Origin of the sequence: Adlercreutzia aquisgranensis (assembly GCF_943193145.1) — a bacterium.
In the GTDB taxonomy this organism is placed as follows: Bacteria; Actinomycetota; Coriobacteriia; order Coriobacteriales; family Eggerthellaceae; genus Xiamenia; species Xiamenia aquisgranensis.
Map to the genome: position 1 here is coordinate 24,003 of NZ_CALPDA010000011.1, position 15,601 is coordinate 39,603.

Genomic DNA, 15,601 nt, shown 5'->3' on the forward strand with positions numbered 1-15,601 from the left:
GCGAGACGCTTGCAAGCCCGCTGCAAGGCGGCTTCGGGCGCAAACGGAGAGAGGAATCGCAGACCATGGCACTATCCATTGCTCTTGCCGGCAACCCCAACTGCGGCAAGACCACCATGTTCAACGACCTGACGGGGGCCAACCAGTACGTTGGCAACTGGCCGGGCGTTACGGTGGAGAAGAAGGAGGGCAAGTACAAAGCCGACAAGGACGTGATCATCACGGACCTGCCGGGTGTGTACTCGCTGTCGCCCTATTCCCCCGAAGAGATCGTTACCCGCGACTACCTGCTCAGCGGTACCCCCGACGCGGTCATCAACCTGGTCGACGGCACCAGCCTTGAGCGCAACCTGTACCTGACCAGCCAGATCCTGGAGCTGGGCGTGCCGGTGGTTGTGGCCCTCAACATGATGGACCTGGTAGAGAAGCGCGGCGACAAGATCGACGTCGACGCCCTCTCCAAGCAGCTGGGCTGCCCCGTGGTGCCCACCACCGCCCTGCGCGGCAAGGGCCTCGACGACCTCATGTCCACCGCAATCGCCCAGGCCAAGGCCGGCAAGGTGCCGAAACCCTCCATGAAGTTCGACGCCGCGGTGGAGGATGCGCTTTCCCAGATCGAGGGCATTGTGGGATCGGCGGTTCCGGCCAACGAGAAGCGCTGGTTCGCCATCAAGCTGTTCGAGGGCGAGTCGCTGACGGAGCAGGCGCTGAAGCTGCCCGCTGACTCCATGGACAAGATCGCCTCCATCCGCGAGGCCATGGAGGGCAAGCTGGACGACGACGCGGAGTCCATCGTTACCGGCGAGCGCTACGACGCCATTGCCCATGTGGTTGACCGCTGCGTGAAGAAGGCCCCGGCCACCATGACCACCACTCAGAAGATCGACCGCGTGGTCACCAACCGCATTCTGGGCCTCCCCATTTTCATCGTTATCATGACGCTGGTGTACTACATCTCGGTGTCCACCGTGGGCACTATCGCCACCGATTGGGCCAACGACGGCCTGTTCGGAGACGGCTGGCTCTACACCGGCACCGAGCAGTACGACGAGGCGGTGGAGGAGTTTGAAGCGGCGCTTGAGACCGCCGAGGGCGTAGCCGCGTTCGAGGCGGGCACGCTTGAGGAGCCCGACCCGGCCGAGTTCGGTCTGTGGCATCCCGGCGTGCCGGTGGTGGTGGAGGAGTGGCTGACCTCCGTCGACTGCGCGCCGTGGCTGCAAAGCCTGCTGCTCGACGGCATCATCGCCGGCGTGGGCGCGGTGCTCGGCTTCGTTCCCCAGCTGATCATCCTGTTCCTGCTGCTCTCCTTCCTTGAGGGCTGCGGCTACATGGCCCGCGTCGCCTTCATCATGGACCGCGTGTTCCGCCGTTTCGGGCTGTCGGGCAAGTCGTTCATCCCCATGCTCATCTCCAGCGGCTGTGGCGTGCCCGGCGTCATGGCCACCAAGACCATCGAGAACGAGAAGGACCGCCGCATGACGGTCATGACCACCACGATGATTCCCTGCGGCGCGAAGCTACCCATTATCGCGCTGGTGTTCGGCGCCCTGGCCGGCGAGTTCTACGAGGGAACCTGGTGGGTGGCCCCCCTGTTCTACTTCCTGGGCCTGTTTGCCATCATCGTCAGCTGCATCATGCTGAAGAAGACCCGCGCCTTCGCCGGCGAGGCCACTCCCTTCATCATGGAGCTGCCGCAGTACCACCTGCCCACGGCCAAGAACGTGCTGCTGGCCACCTGGGAGCGCGTCAAGGCCTACATCGTGAAGGCCGGCACCATCATCTTCCTGTCCTCCATCGTCATCTGGTTCCTGCTGAACTTCGGCATGTACGAGGGCGCCTTCGGTCTGCTCGACACCGAGGCCGACGATTACATCCAGTACTCGCTTATGGCCGGTATCGGCAGCTTCCTCTCCTGGATCTTCATGCCGCTGGGCTTCGGCAACTGGGAGGCCGTGGCCACCACCGTCACGGGCCTTGTGGCCAAGGAGAACGTGGTGGCTACCGTGGGCATCATCACGAGCCTGGGCGAAGTGGGCGAGGACGATCCCACCATCTGGGCATCTTTTGCCACCCTTATGGGCGGAAGCTCCGTGGCGATCATGGCCTTCTGCGCCTTCAACCTGCTGTGCGCCCCTTGCTTCGCCGCCATCGGCGCTATCCGCAACCAGATGCGCTCGGCCAAGTGGACCTGGGCTACCATCGGTTACCTGTGCGGGTTCGCGTGGGTGGTCGCCCTTCTGATCTACCAGCTGGGCGGCCTTGCCACCGGCGAGGTGGGCTTCAGCTTCTGGACCGTGGTGGCCGTGGTGCTGCTGGCGCTGATGCTGTTCCAGATTTTCCGTCCCACCCCCGACTTCCAGAAGAAGGACCAGAAGAAGGCGGCCAAGCTGGAGTCGGCCGGCGAGGCCAAGGCCAACGCCTAGGGTTCGCTGCGAACTCGACCCATCCGAAGGAGGAGACCCATCGTGCAGGATCTGACGTTTACGCCCTCTACTGCGATCATCTTACTGGTCGTCGCTGCCCTGGTGGTGCTGGCGGTGCGGCGGATGGTGCGCAAGGGCCTGTGCGACTGCCACAGCGACGGAGGCTGCTCCGGGTGCTCGGGCTGTTCGCACGGGGCTGCGTCGAAGGCGTCGGAGGACGGCGCCGGGACTGCTGGGCCTTCGTGCAGCTGCGCGGCGGTGCGTGAGATGTCGGACCGGCTGAGCCGCCTGTAAGGGCTCGGCCTTCGGGCAGAGCGGCAGCGGTATAACTGCGCCGGATCGGCTGGTCTTCGGGTGGTTCGGTGTTCCTGAGATCCCGTGGCTCCTGGCTGGGGCCGCGGGATCTCTCGTTTCCGGAGCGCCGCGGCATGCGCATCGCCGATTTCGCTTGGCGGACCTCTCGGCTGTGGTACCATGGTGGCACCGTCGAAGTGAGGAGTCGTCTGTGGAAAAAGTATCTATGTCCCACGAGGATTACCTGGAAGCCATCGTGATGCTGGGCGGCAGCGTCTCGTCGCCGGTTCGCTCGGTCGATGTAGCAAACAAGCTGGGAGTTTCCAAGGCTTCCGTTTCCAAGGCCATCTCGCTTCTGAAGGAGCAGGGGCTGGTAGATCAGCCTTACTACGGCGACATCACCCTGACCGCCGACGGCTACGCCTACGGGCACGCTGTGCTCGAGCGCCATGAGCTTCTGTGCGCGTTCCTGGAGAAGGCGCTGGGCATCGACGCCCAAACCGCCGAGGAGGAGGCGTGCAAGATGGAGCACGCCATCAGCGACGAGTCTTTCGAAAAGTGGCGCGATTATATCCAATCCCTTAATTTGTAACCGTTTTCCATCCTCTCGCCCTGCGGGGCATCCCGCTGTGCTATCCTGATTGGTGCTTCTTGCAGCAAACGAACCGTAAACGAACCACATCTCGCAAAGGGGCACTGCTACTTCATGACCCGACGGGGCAACATCGTCAGCTACGATGACGCTTTGCGCGCGCGATCTGCGCGGGAGCGTTACGTTCCGTCGTCTGCGGACGCCGTGGGCCATATCGTCGACTTGAGCGACCGCTTGAACCAGGGATTCGTGTCGCCGTTCAGGAGCGGCGGCGTGTCCGCTGGCTCCGCGCGGCCTTCTGCGACCGCTGCGGGGCGCTCTTCGGGCGCTGCGGGTTACGCCCGCCGTCAGGTTCCCGGCAATCGGGTCGAATCCTCGTCCGCCGCATCGCTGCGTCCGGGGGCGTCCGCCCCGTTACGCCGCGCCGTCGGCTCCGCTCGCTCTTCCAGCCGGATGCCGCTTGCCCCGGGCCAATCGTCCCGGGACGATGGACGCTTTGCGCCGTCGGACTCCGCTTATCGTGCGAACAACTTCTCCGCAGGTCGGAAGCGCTTCGATGCAACGCCGTCCTGGTACGACCAGGGATTCGACCCGGCGTTCTACGGCGATGGCTCCCGCGGGGAATCGCAGCGCCGCGACCGCGCAGCGGGCCGCTCCGGAGGGATCTCTCTTCCCGCCGTCCCCGCGCCGTCCGTTTCGCGACGCGGCTCCTCTGCGGCGCGTACCGCTCCTAGCTGGTACGACGGGTCCGCCGACGACCAGGTGTTCTGGGACGAGGAGTCCGCAGCCGGCGAAGCGTCCGGGGTTGGCCGCTCGGCGGTGTACACCCCCGACGACTACGAAGAGGACGTGCGCCGCGACGAAGAGGCCTCGGGCCGCTCGAAGCGCGAGGAGCGCAAGCGCGCCAAGCGCAAGGAGCAGGCCGACCGCAAGTTCGACCGGCAGTTCGGCTCGGACGAGCCCGCGACGGGCGCCGGCGGCCCGCGCGCGGCGGTGTACAAGGGCGAGATGGGAACCAAGCAGCGCAAGGCCACGCGCATGCAGCGCAGCGGGGCCAACGAATCGGCCCGCACGCTGTCCTCGTCGGCCTCGAAGGAGCACGCCGGCGTCGGTGTCGTCCGCGGGCTGCGAAACGTTCTTCTGGGCGTGGGGCTTCTCGTGGCTCTGGGCGTGTTCCTGTACGAACCTGCCCAGCAATACTACCAGGCGCTTCGCGAGCACGACCGGTTGGAGGCCGAGTACGCGTCCGTGGAGGCGCGTCACGGGCGGCTGCAGACCGACCTGGCCGACTTGCAGACCGATTCGGGCTTGGAGGCGCGGGCGCACCAGCAGCTGGGCTGGGTGAAGAAGGGCGAGCAAACCGCCAACGTGCGGGGGCTGGACGTGGACATCACCGAGAACAGCCTGCTGCAGGCCAACATCGACCCTGCGGACATAGAGCTTCCGCAAACGTGGTACTCGCCGATCCTCGACCCGCTGTTCGGGGTAGAGTAGGCGGCGAGCAGCTGAGACGGGCCTTTCGGGGCCCGTTTTCCGTAAGGAGGCGTGGCCTTCGGCCGCGATGCCGGGCGGCCGAGGCGGTTTCGATCAGGAAGGAACTCTCGTGGGATACATCGCTGGAAGGTACGCGGCGCTGGACATCGGTACGGTGACCTGCCGGTTGCTGGTCGCGGACGTGGGCGCGGCCGGCGAAGTGAGCGTCCTTGCGAAGCGCTACGCCATCACGAACCTGGGTCAGGGCGTGGACGCAACGGGTCGCTTGAGCGAAGAGGCTATGGGGCGGGTGCGCGCAACGGTGGCCTCCTACATGGAGACGCTCGCGGCGCTGCAGGCTGAGACTGGCGTTCCTGCGAAGCTGACTGCCGTGGCAACGTCGGCGGCCCGCGATGCTGAGAACGCCGACGAGTTCCGCGCCATGCTGGCCGGTCTGGGCGTGACGCTGGCCGTCATCCCCGGGCAGCGCGAGGCGGCGCTGTCGTTTCTGGGGGCCGGCAGTGCGTTTGCGGGAGAGCCGGTGGTGGTGGTCGACATCGGCGGCGGCTCCACCGAGGTGGTGGGCGGCATCGCCGGCGCCGACCCGCAGCTGGCCCGTTCCTTCGACATAGGGTGCCGTCGCGTGACCGAGCGCTTCCTGCACGCCGACCCGCCCGCACCCGACGAGCTGGCGGCAGCCCGACAGTGGACCTACGGGCAGTTTGCCCCTTACTTCCAGAAGCTGCGCGATGCGGGCTTGGGCGGCGCGCGCTTGGTGGCGGTGGCGGGCACGGCCACCACGGTGGTGTCGGTGCGCGACGCCATGGAGGTGTACGACTCGGCGCGCGTGCACAAGTCGCAGGTGACGCGCAGCCAGCTGGACGAGGTGTACCGGCGTTTCGCCTCGGTGCCACTGGATGCGCGCCGCACCATCGTAGGCCTCGACCCGGGCCGCGCGCCGGTGATCGTAGCCGGCATGGTCATTCTGCAAGAGGTGCTGGAGGCCGCTGGGGCCGACAGCTTCACCGTCAGCGAGTCCGACATCCTGGAAGGCATCATCTTAAACGCCGCGGCGGGCTTTCCGAGCGGCGGCTGCGACTAGCGGCGGCTGCGGAAATCGACTTCCTCCCAGTCCTCGATTGCAAGCCCCTTCACGCGCTTGAACTCGCGGACGTTTCTTGTCACCAGCGTAGCCTGCAGGGCTAGGGCTGTAGCGGCGATCATCATATCGTTCGGCCCGATGGGAGTGCCGTCGAGGCGCAGCTGGTTGCGGATGGCTCCGTAGGCTCGCGCGCAGCGCTCGTCGAAGGGGGCTATGGCGAACGGGGCGAGGAAGCGCTCCGTTGCGCGACGGGTCTCCTGCGGCCGGGCGCTCTTCTGGATTCCGAACTCCAGCTCCGCGACGGCCACAGCGGGGATTGCGAACTGCTTGGGGTTGCACGACTCCATCACTTTGAGGGTGCCCGGAAGCTTTCCCCGCATGAGGTCGATGCAGATGCAGGTATCGAGAATGTACACGAAGCCCCTCCTATTCGAACCAATCGCACGAATCGTCGAGCGAGGGGTCGAGGTCGGAATCGTCCACGGAGAAGCCGTCGGGCAGGCAGCCGTAGACGCTTTCCCAGTAGCCGGCAGGCCAGCTCGAGCCGTCCGTGGCGCGCCGGATTACGCTGGCGGCGTAGCTGGAAAGCGAGACCCCCTCGGCAGCGGCGCATCGGCGCAGCGAGTCCATGACGGCATCGTTCATGTAAAGGGAAAGCTGCGGCATGAAGGCATCCTTTCCGAAACAAGTATATGGAGCAAGTATATACGTTACGAAAAGGGTTCGCAACGCCGCGATGCGTTTTCCGAGCAGCGCCTAAGCCATCGCCCGCCGCATGCGGGCTATGCGCTATCATGGTGGGCGCGGTAGGGGGGCGTGGCGGAATTGGCAGACGCAGCGGACTTAAAATCCGCCGCCGCAAGGTATGTGGGTTCGAACCCCACCGCCCCTACCAGCTTGCCCCTATCCCCGCTCCACCAAGTCGAGCAGCTGTTGGCGCGAATGCACCCCCAGCTTGCGGTAGATGTGCGACACGTGGGAGTTCACGGTGGCGGGGGATACGGACAGGTCGTCGGCTATGCGGGCGGCCGAGCGGCCCTTCGCCACCAGCGTCATTACCTCAAGCTCGCGCTCCGACAAGGCGAAGCGGCTTGCCACCTGGCGCATCTTGTCTCGGAAGGGCGACGCGGCGGGCCGCTTCGGCATGGCGGCCAGCACCTTGACGCAATCGCGGTCGGTGAAGGCGAAGGTGAAGGCGAACGCCACGGCAAGCCCCATCCCTACGGTGAGCGCCTGGATGCCCAGGGGCGTGTGCGCGCTGGCGATGGCGTGGCCAAGCCCTATGCCGGCCAGGGCGGCCAAGGCCCACACCGCGCGGAACAGGCTGAACACCATCACCGGGTTGACCCTGAAGCCCACGCAGATCTGGTAGGCCACCACCAGCATGGTCACCTGGAAGAAGTACGACGCCAAATCGAGCAGCGTGTGGGCAAGCCAGTTTCCCGCCAGCAGGCTGGGGATGCACAGCACCACTCCCAGCATCATGAGAAACGCCACGCGGTATACCGCTGACACGCCGCGCACGTCGTAGGTCTCGAACAGGTAGAGCAACCAGGCAGTGCTTGCCAGTTTGAGCCCCAGGCCCAGCAGGTTCGCGGCGCCTGCGTAGAACGTGAGCGCGGTGCCCGAGAGCAGCAGGTTGCGCACGGCCTCCACGGCGGTGATGGCGATGAGCAGGCACAGGCAGAAGCGCAGCAGGATGGAGCGGTTTCGTTGCGAAAGCCGCTGCAGCGTGGTGCTGGGCAGCAGGGCGCCAAGCGACAGCGGCTGCCGTTTGACGTCTTGCTGCCCGTCCGAAGCCACGCGGCTTTTCTCTTCCGCATCGGCCCCGCCCGCGCGGTTTCGGTCGTCCGTGCCGCCGTGCGGATGCAGCTGCGCGAGGCCGGCGGTCCCAGCGATCAGCAGCCCCATGGACGCCAGGGGCAGCGCCGAGCCGATCGCGGCAGAGACCCAGGTGTTCACAAGGTCGGTGGTCAGCACGTTGGCAAGCCCGTAGGCCAGCACGGCGGTGACTGCCACGCTGAGCGCCAGCCCCATGAGATCGTGGCGCAGGCAGAACACGTTGTACCAGGCAAGGAACAGCCAGGCGAACCCGACGCCCACGGCCACGGCGGCTATGTAGATGAGGGGGAAGGCCAGGTCGGGCTGCAGGGCGCTGGCCGGTCCCAGGAAGCTGCCGAGGCTGGCCAGCGCCCCCAGGGCGACCAGCGCCCGCTTGCGCTGCAGGAGCGCCTGGGCCTTTCGCGACCAGATGGCCGACAGCGCCAGCAGGCCGACACAGACGGTAAGCGACACCCAGCGCAGGTCGTGGAAGGGCTCGGCGTAGGTGATGGGGTCGGGCAGCGCTATGCAGAGGATGTTCCATGTCTGGCAGAGGGCGAATCCCAGCACCAGGGGCGCGGAACAGCCGCGGAGCATGGCGCCTGCGGCCTTGGCGGTGGGGATGTGCAGCCGTTTCGCAATCGAGCCAGTCCTGCGCCCGCCCGCATCCGGCGCCCCCGCAGCGGCTTTTCGCCCTTGCCCATCCTGCGTCCGCGGCGCCGACGATCTGTCGAGTCTTGTCACCAAGGCGTCTCCCTTTCCCGTGCCCTCGGTCCGACCGGTATCAACAGTTTCTAATGATTTCCCAAAGGTAAACAATGAAATACCAGGTCAATCCCTCACTTTATTCTATGTTGCCAAAACGATACCTTTCATGACTTTCTGCGGATGACGTAGCGCGCGAAAGCCCGTAGGCTGCGCTTCCAAGGTCTTTTCCAAAGGGGATGAGACAAGGGTACTACAAGGAAGGGGAGCGGTCTATGAAAAAGCGACTTGCAACCGTAGCCGCCGTGCTGTGCCTCACCGGCGCGCTGGCGGCGGGCATGGCGGCCTGCTCGACGCCGTCGTCGGGCAGCACTCAGCCGGCCGACAAGCCCGCAGCGCAGCAGCCGGCCGACGATGCGGCGGCCAAGCAGGGGGCCGAGGCCGACCTGAAGGACGACGCCGCCCAGCAGCAGGCGGCCACGGCCGAGGCCGACAAGCTGAAGATGCTGCCGCAGGACGAGAAGGCTGCAGCTGCCGCCGAGCTGTACGCGCCGAAGGTCACCAAGGCCGCCAACGGCGCCGACGTACAGCTGATCCCGGCCGACCCCTATATGTGGAACACGGCCATCCTGGACGGCGAGAACCGCGGCTGTTTGGGGAGCAGCTGCCATGACAGCCTGCTGGACACCAACCAACTGCTGCCCATGCCCCATCCGAAGCTGTGGAACCCCTACGACGTGGAGGCAACCACGAAGTTCTGCTACATGTGCCACTCCAAGGCCCTGTTCATGCAGGACTCCATGCACGCCATCCATATGAACAGCGCCGAGTTCGCCGAGAAGGGCGGCAACTGCGACTCGTGCCACTACATCTCGCCCCAGACCGGCGAGTATCTGCTGTGGGACCTGGCGAAGTACAACAACGCCTACATGGGCATCACCCCGGTTCCCAACGTGACCGGCGACTTCAGCTTCACGCAGGACAGCATCACCCCAACCGACCAGGTGTTCTACTACTGGGAGAACGCCAACCACCAGGGCGTGACCCCCGATAACGACACTTCCCAGGCAGCCTACGACAGCTGGGAGATCGCTGTGGGCGGCGAAGTGGAGAACCCCTTCACCTTCAAGCTGACCGACTTCGAGGACCAGATGGTCGAGAAGGTGCTGAAGATGGACTGCCAGACCAATCCTCCGGGAGGAGCCTACGTGGCCAACGTGAACGTGAAGGGCATCCCGCTGTCGGTCATCATGGAGCGCGCCGGCGTGAAGGATACGGCCAACACGCTGCACTCCGTGGCCGACGACGGCTGGGACGTGTACCCGGTGCCCTTGTCCACGGTCAACGAGTACTTGGACGACATCCTGCTGGTGACCGAGATTAACGGCGAGCCGCTGGGTATGCTGCAGGGCTTCCCGGTGCAGCTGTGGATCCCGCCTCTGGGCGGCTGCCACTACACCAAGCGCGTCGTGAACCTGAACTTCACCAACGACGCCACTGAGGCGCGCCTGTTCCAGGGCTTTACGAACCCCAAGACCGGCGAGATGTTCAACAAGCCCAACACTGCCATCTTCTACACGGCCCAGGGAACCATTTTCCCGGCGGGCCAGCCCATCGAGCTTGAGGGCTTCGCCGACGCCTACGACGTGCCCATGACCGCGGTGGAGATCTCCATGGACAAGGGCGCCACCTGGACCACCTACGACCTGGGCGAGACCGACGTCATGCGCTGGGTCGACTGGAAGTTCTCGTTCACGCCCGAGAAGCCCGGCAGCTACCTGATCCAGGTGCGCGGCGTGGCGGCCGACGGGTCCGTGAGCACCGATCCGTCCCAGCTGTTCTTCAACGTGAAATAGGGAGGGGAGACCATGAAGCATACGATGACGAAGATCGCGGGGGCCACGGCGGTGGCAGCCCTGGTGGTGCCGGGGGTGGCCTTGGCGGCGACTCCGACTGCGGCGGTGACCCCCGACGATGCGAACGCCACCTGGACCCACGTGGAGGCGTCCGGGCATCGGGCCGGCGCGGGTTGCGTGCAGAAGACCGCGGTGGCGGGCGAGTTCGCCTGCACCCAGGACTGCCTGACGCCCACGGCTTCCATATCCGGGGTGTTCATGAAGGCCTCGGCGGCGCTGTGCCAGTCCATGGCCCAGGCGGCGGTGGTGGCCACGGCCGACGGCTCCTACACGGTAAGCCATGACGGAAGCGTCGTATCCGTGCAGCCCGGCGGCGAGGGCGACCAGTCCCAGATCATGGGCTGCGCCTGCGCCAGCAACGTTCCCGGGGGCGCTGCGGTGATGAACGCCCGCGTGGACGGCGTGTCGCTGGCGAGCCTGCTCGGCCAGCTCTAGCGCCAGAGACGTCGGCGGGCGGCGACCTGCGGCCGATGGGCCGTGCGGTCGCCGCCCGCTTTTTCGCTTGCGGACGAGCCGGCCTGCCCGCCGCGCGCTTTCGCGGCCGGTTGCGACGCCCGCTTAAGGAATCCGCGCGAAACTTGCGCCCATCGCGGGCGCGGGGCGCCTGGGGGCGGCGCATGTGGTAGGATAGGCGGGCTTGTGCACTGCTGTTTCGCTGCCGAAGAAGAAGGCCCATGGAAACCATCAACGATCTTGTTGCCCAGCTGCCCACCCCTCCCGCCACCTTCGAGGGGAGGCTCGACGCCTACGCCCCGCTCATGGGCGGCATCATCAACTCGTTCATTCCCACCGGGTCGCATCCGGACATGGACCGCTACCTGTACGACCCGCTGCGCGCCTACAGCGAGAACGCTGGCAAGCGCCATCGCCCCCTCATCTGCTTCGAGGCCTGCCGCGCGGTGGGCGGCGACATGCAGAAGGCCACCAGCGCCGCTGCCGCCATCGAGCACTTCCATACGGCGGCGCTCATCCACGACGACATCGCCGATGAGGGCGAGCTTCGCCGCGGCATGCCCTGCATGCACCTGACCGAGGGCGTGGGGCTGGCCATCAACGCAGGGGATCTGGCCCTGTCCACGGTGAACGGGTCGGTGGTGGACGACCCGCTGCTTGACGATGCAACCAAGGTTCGGGTCATATCCGAGCTCATCAACATGACGCGGCGCACCATCGAGGGCCAGGCCATGGACTTGGGTTGGGCCCGCGACGAGCGTTTCGACATCACCCCCGAGGACTACCTGGTCATGGCCATGCACAAGACGGCGTTCTACTCCGGCGCCGTGCCGCTGGCCGTGGGGGCCATCATAGGCGGGGGCACCCCTTCCGAGGTGGAGGCGCTGCGCAGCTTCGGCATGAAGTGCGGTCTGGCCTTCCAGATCCAGGACGACCTGCTGAACCTCATCGGCACCGAGGAGTCCACGAAGAAGGACTTCCGCAGCGACATCACCGAGGGCAAGCGAACGCTGGTGGTGGTCCATGCCCTGCAGAACGCCGAGCCTGCCGACCGCGAGCGCCTGATCGCCATCCTGTCCGGCAAGGAGCGCGACCCTCGGGTGCTAGCCGAGGCCGTGGGCTTGTTGGAGAAGGCCGGCAGCATCGAGCACGCCCGCGCCTACGCCCAGGACTTGACTGAGCAGGCCAAGGCGGTGCTTTCCGAGGGCATCGCCCCGTCCGACTCCCGCGAGGTGCTGCTGTCCATGGCCGACTGGTTCGTGGAGCGTCTTTCTTAAGGGCGCTTAATCCGCTGTGACGATTTGGCGCCAGACTCGACCCGCGCCGCACTGCGCCCCTAGAATGAGGGTTGGATACGTAGGCGAGCGCGGACGTCTCGCAGAGTCGTCGCTGGCGGCATGATGCGGCGTCCGGGCTGGTTCAAGGGAGAGACCTATGGCAGTCGGATACTTCAAGAGCGCATGGCGCGACGTAACCTCGTCCCCTGGCTGGATGGGCAGGCTCTGCCTGCTTGCGCTGGTCAGCTTCATCCCCGTGTTCGGGCAGATCGTGCTGTTCGGGTACCTGCTCGGGTGGGCTCGCGACGTCGCCTGGGGCGTGAGCAGCCCGTTGCCGGGACGCATCTTCGGAAACGAGGACGGGAAGCTGTATTCTCGCGGGCTCTTCGCCTGGGTCCTCAGTCTCATTTGCTCCCTCTTGCCGCTGGCCGTGGAGGTGCTCTGGATGATCCCTGCCAGCGGCATGGCGCTGTTCGGATGGGGTTCGCACGGCTTCTCGCCCCTGCTCGCGTTCGGGATGGGCGGCATGGTAAGCGTGGTGCTGGTCGCCGTCGCCACGGTTGCCGCGTCGCTGTTCTGGCTGGTAGGGTCGATGCGCATGAGCATCTACGGGCGCTTGGGACCGGGCCTGCAGTTCGGCCGTATCTTTTCCATGATCCGCTACGACGCCGGCGGCGCGCTCAGGCTGGTGGGCATGAACCTGGCCTGCGCCGCCGTGGTGGTGGCGATCATCGTCGCACTGTTTCTGGTGGCTGCGCTGCTTCTGGTCGGCCTGATGATTCCCGTCGCGGGCTTCTCGGGGCTTATGTCCGGCGAATGGGTGGCGGGCCTCTTCGTCGCCGGCGGCGTGCTGGTCTTCTTCGTGCCGCTGGTGTTGGTGGTTGCGTTCGTGGCCGAGGTGCTGGTCGTGCTGATGTACGCGCTGGTCATCCGCGCCGGCGGATACTGGGTGCGGCAGTTCGACGTTCCGGCGTGGCGTGGCCAGGACGACCCCATGCCCTTCGAGGAGCAGGCGGCTCGCGCAGCGGCCGTCGTGCCGCCCCGGCCCGCAGCCGCCCCGAACCCGGCACCCGTGCCGCAGCCGGTACCCGCCCCTTGCCCTCAGCCTGCGCCGGCGCCCTGCCCGCAACCGTCTCCTGCGCTCCAGCCGGTTCCCGCAAGCGTGCCGCAGCCTCCCGCGGCTCCGGTTGTTCAGCTGCCTGCATCGTGCCCGCAGCCCGCTCCTGCGTGCGACGCCGCGGTTTCGGTTGAGCCCGCAAGCGCTGCTGCGCCCGAGGTCCCCGTCCTCGAGTCCCAGCCCTCGCCGTCTGCCGCGGTGCCTGCCGCCCCGGCGCCCGAGGCTGCCGGAACCGACGAGGGCGGCAAGCCCCAATCCTAGATTCGGAAAGACCTGCCATGACCCAGCCGCGCGACCGATCCCGCTTCCTGCCCGTTTGCCATCAGGACATGGTCGATCGCGGCTGGGATCAGGTGGATTTCGTCTACGTGGTGGGGGACGCCTACGTGGACCACTCGTCCTTCGGCATGGCTATTATCTCCCGCCTGCTCGAGGCCCGCGGGTTCAAGGTGGGCGTGCTTTGCCAGCCGGATTGGACCGACCCCGAATCCGTCTGCGAGTTCGGCGAGCCGCGGCTGGGCTTTCTGGTGTCCGCCGGCAATATGGACTCCATGGTGAACCACTACACAGTGGCGAGGAATCATCGCAGCACGGACGCCTACTCGCCTGGCGGCAAGATGGGCTTGCGGCCCGATCGCGCCTGCGTCGTCTACGGCAACCTCATCCGCCGGGCGTTTCGCCATGCCCCCATCATCCTAGGCGGCATCGAGGCGAGCCTGCGGCGGCTTGCCCACTACGACTACTGGTGCAACTCCATGCGCCGTTCAGTGCTGCTGGATTCTGCCGCCGACCTGCTTATCTACGGGATGGGCGAGCATCAGATCGTCGAGGTGGCCGAAGCGCTGGATGCGGGGCTTTCCGTGCGGGACATCACGTTCATCGACGGTACGGTGTACAAGACGAAGTCCCTCGAGCACGTCTACGACGCGGTGGAGCTGCCGGGGTGGGACGCCGTGCGCCAAGGCGGCGAAGCCTATGCGAGGTCGTTCGCCGTCCAGTACGCCAACACCGATCCGTTCACGGGAAAGAGGCTGGTGGAGTCTTACGGCGAGCACGAGTTCGTGGTGCAGAACCCGCCGTCGGCCCCGCTTTCGGTCGAAGAGCTGGATGCGGTCTACCGACTGCCCTATGCGCGGGCTTGGCACCCCGACTACGATGCGGCCGGCGGCATCCCCGCGCTGTCCGAGGTGCGGTTCAGCCTGACCAGCAACCGCGGCTGCTTCGGCGAATGCGCCTTCTGCGCGCTCACGTTTCATCAGGGCCGCATCGTGCAGGCGCGCAGCCACGAGTCGCTGGTGGAGGAGGCGCGCGAGCTTGCGGCCGAACCGGGCTTCAAGGGCTACATCCACGACGTGGGCGGTCCTACGGCCGATTTCCGCGCTCCTGCCTGCGACAAGCAGCTGAAGAGCGGGGCATGCCCGGGCAAGCGCTGCCTGGCGCCGAAGCCCTGCAAGCGCTTGGTGGCCGACCATGGAGACTACCTGCAGCTGCTCCGCCGCATCCGCGCGCTGCCGGGCGTCAGGAAGGTGTTCGTGCGCAGCGGCATCCGCTTCGACTACGTGATGGCCGACGGCGCTCACGGGCGCGAGTTTCTGGACGAGCTGGCACAGCACCACGTGAGCGGCCAGCTGCGCGTGGCGCCGGAGCATGTGTCCGATGCGGTGCTCCGCGTCATGGGCAAGCCCTCCCACGAGGTGTACGAGCGCTTCGTGCACGAGTTCCAGCGGGCCACCGAGGCAGCGGGCAAGGAGCAGTACGTGGTGCCCTACCTGATGTCGTCGCACCCGGGCAGCGGCCTTGCGGAAGCGGTCGAGCTGGCCGAATACTGCCGCGACATGGGGTTCAACCCCCAGCAGGTGCAGGACTTCTACCCCACGCCCTCCACCTTGGCCACGGTGATGTACGCTACCGGGCTTGACCCGCGTACCATGGAGCCGGTCTACGTGGCCAAGTCGCGCCTCGAGAAAGCGCTGCAGCGGGCGCTCATCCAGTACCGCGACCCGAAGAACCGCGACCTGGTGGAGGAAGCGCTGCGCCGCGCCGGAAGGACCGACCTCATCGGCTTCGGCCCGAAGTGCCTCGTGCGCCCGAAGCGCCCCGGCGACAAGGACGCACCCGGCGGGCGGCCTGCCGCTGGCAAGGGCAGGCGCACGGCCAAGGCTGCGCCGCATCCGAAGGCCGCGGCTGCCAAGCCGGCGCCGAAGCGCACGAAGCCGCCTCGAGCCAATGGCCACAAAGGCGGCATCCGCTAAGGACCGGCTCGCCGCAGGCAGGTTGTAGCAGCCGATTTCCCCTCGCAGCCTCCAATCCCCGATTTCCATGGCATAATAGGGCCGTTTGCCGTCTCTCGTGGTTCGTGCGAAAGCCGGCAAACCCTCACTGAGGCCTGTGGCACGGCCCAGTGCGGCATGCCGAGCCGACAAGGGAA

13 protein-coding genes and 1 tRNA gene are annotated in these 15,601 nt (G+C 66.5%); 11 read left to right on the top strand and 3 right to left on the bottom strand.

Translation table 11 applies throughout. The annotated features are described in order from the left end of the window. Positions 1-65: 65 nt before the first annotated feature. The 5 genes from feoB to NFR41_RS07830 all read left to right on the top strand — a co-directional run bounded on the left by feoB (position 66) and on the right by NFR41_RS07830 (position 5,884). Entirely contained in the window at positions 66-2,423 is a 2,358-nt protein-coding gene (gene feoB, locus NFR41_RS07810) for a ferrous iron transporter B (protein ID WP_251231395.1), read from the top strand. Between the two features lie 42 nt (positions 2,424-2,465). Further along, positions 2,466-2,717, top strand: coding sequence for a hypothetical protein (locus tag NFR41_RS07815; RefSeq protein WP_251231396.1), 252 nt, complete (start codon positions 2,466-2,468; stop codon positions 2,715-2,717). 211 nt (positions 2,718-2,928) lie between these two features. Continuing rightward, a complete protein-coding gene (locus NFR41_RS07820; RefSeq protein ID WP_251231397.1) occupies positions 2,929-3,309 on the top strand; it encodes a metal-dependent transcriptional regulator in 381 nt (126 codons plus the stop codon). A 114-nt stretch (positions 3,310-3,423) separates the two neighbouring features. Beyond that, positions 3,424-4,803 carry a septum formation initiator family protein gene (locus tag NFR41_RS07825; RefSeq protein WP_251231398.1) on the top strand — a complete coding sequence of 460 codons (1,380 nt, stop codon included), beginning with the start codon at positions 3,424-3,426 and terminating at the stop codon, positions 4,801-4,803. 109 nt (positions 4,804-4,912) lie between these two features. Next, positions 4,913-5,884: a Ppx/GppA phosphatase family protein gene (locus NFR41_RS07830; RefSeq protein ID WP_251231399.1), complete on the top strand. Its 972-nt coding sequence runs from the start codon at positions 4,913-4,915 to the stop codon at positions 5,882-5,884. On the opposite strand, the gene vapC is transcribed toward NFR41_RS07830, so the two are convergent. Together vapC and NFR41_RS07840 are read right to left on the bottom strand one after the other, a co-directional pair. Further along, the gene (gene vapC / locus NFR41_RS07835; protein ID WP_251231400.1) at positions 5,881-6,300 is read right to left on the bottom strand and encodes a type II toxin-antitoxin system tRNA(fMet)-specific endonuclease VapC; all 420 of its coding nucleotides are present in this window, start codon (positions 6,298-6,300) and stop codon (positions 5,881-5,883) included. The genes NFR41_RS07830 and vapC overlap by 4 nt on opposite strands. Before the next feature lie 10 nt (positions 6,301-6,310). After that, positions 6,311-6,550 carry an antitoxin gene (locus tag NFR41_RS07840; RefSeq protein WP_160212924.1) on the bottom strand — a complete coding sequence of 80 codons (240 nt, stop codon included), beginning with the start codon at positions 6,548-6,550 and terminating at the stop codon, positions 6,311-6,313. A gap of 144 nt (positions 6,551-6,694) precedes the next feature. Here NFR41_RS07840 and NFR41_RS07845 point away from each other — a divergent pair. Then, positions 6,695-6,779 (top strand) — tRNA-Leu (locus tag NFR41_RS07845). Between the two features lie 8 nt (positions 6,780-6,787). Here the strand turns inward: NFR41_RS07845 and NFR41_RS07850 are convergent. Further along, positions 6,788-8,302 carry a helix-turn-helix transcriptional regulator gene (locus NFR41_RS07850; RefSeq protein WP_251231401.1) on the bottom strand — a complete coding sequence of 505 codons (1,515 nt, stop codon included), beginning with the start codon at positions 8,300-8,302 and terminating at the stop codon, positions 6,788-6,790. Between the two features lie 383 nt (positions 8,303-8,685). Here NFR41_RS07850 and NFR41_RS07855 point away from each other — a divergent pair, with 383 nt between their 5' ends. From NFR41_RS07855 to NFR41_RS07875, 5 genes are all read left to right on the top strand, one after another. Next, on the top strand, positions 8,686-10,266 hold the full coding sequence (locus tag NFR41_RS07855) for a molybdopterin-dependent oxidoreductase (RefSeq protein WP_251231402.1): 1,581 nt from the start codon (positions 8,686-8,688) through the stop codon (positions 10,264-10,266). 12 nt (positions 10,267-10,278) lie between these two features. Next, positions 10,279-10,761, top strand: a complete 483-nt coding sequence (locus NFR41_RS07860; protein ID WP_160212921.1) for a hypothetical protein — start codon at positions 10,279-10,281, stop codon at positions 10,759-10,761. Positions 10,762-11,000: 239 nt separating this feature from the next. Then, positions 11,001-12,056, top strand: a complete 1,056-nt coding sequence (locus NFR41_RS07865) for a polyprenyl synthetase family protein (RefSeq protein WP_251231403.1) — start codon at positions 11,001-11,003, stop codon at positions 12,054-12,056. 157 nt (positions 12,057-12,213) lie between these two features. After that, positions 12,214-13,434 (top strand): DUF4013 domain-containing protein, encoded by a 1,221-nt coding sequence (locus NFR41_RS07870; RefSeq protein ID WP_251231404.1) that lies wholly within the window; start codon positions 12,214-12,216, stop codon positions 13,432-13,434. A 17-nt stretch (positions 13,435-13,451) separates the two neighbouring features. Beyond that, entirely contained in the window at positions 13,452-15,425 is a 1,974-nt protein-coding gene (locus tag NFR41_RS07875; protein WP_251231405.1) for a YgiQ family radical SAM protein, read from the top strand. The last annotated feature ends 176 nt before the right edge of the window (positions 15,426-15,601 follow it).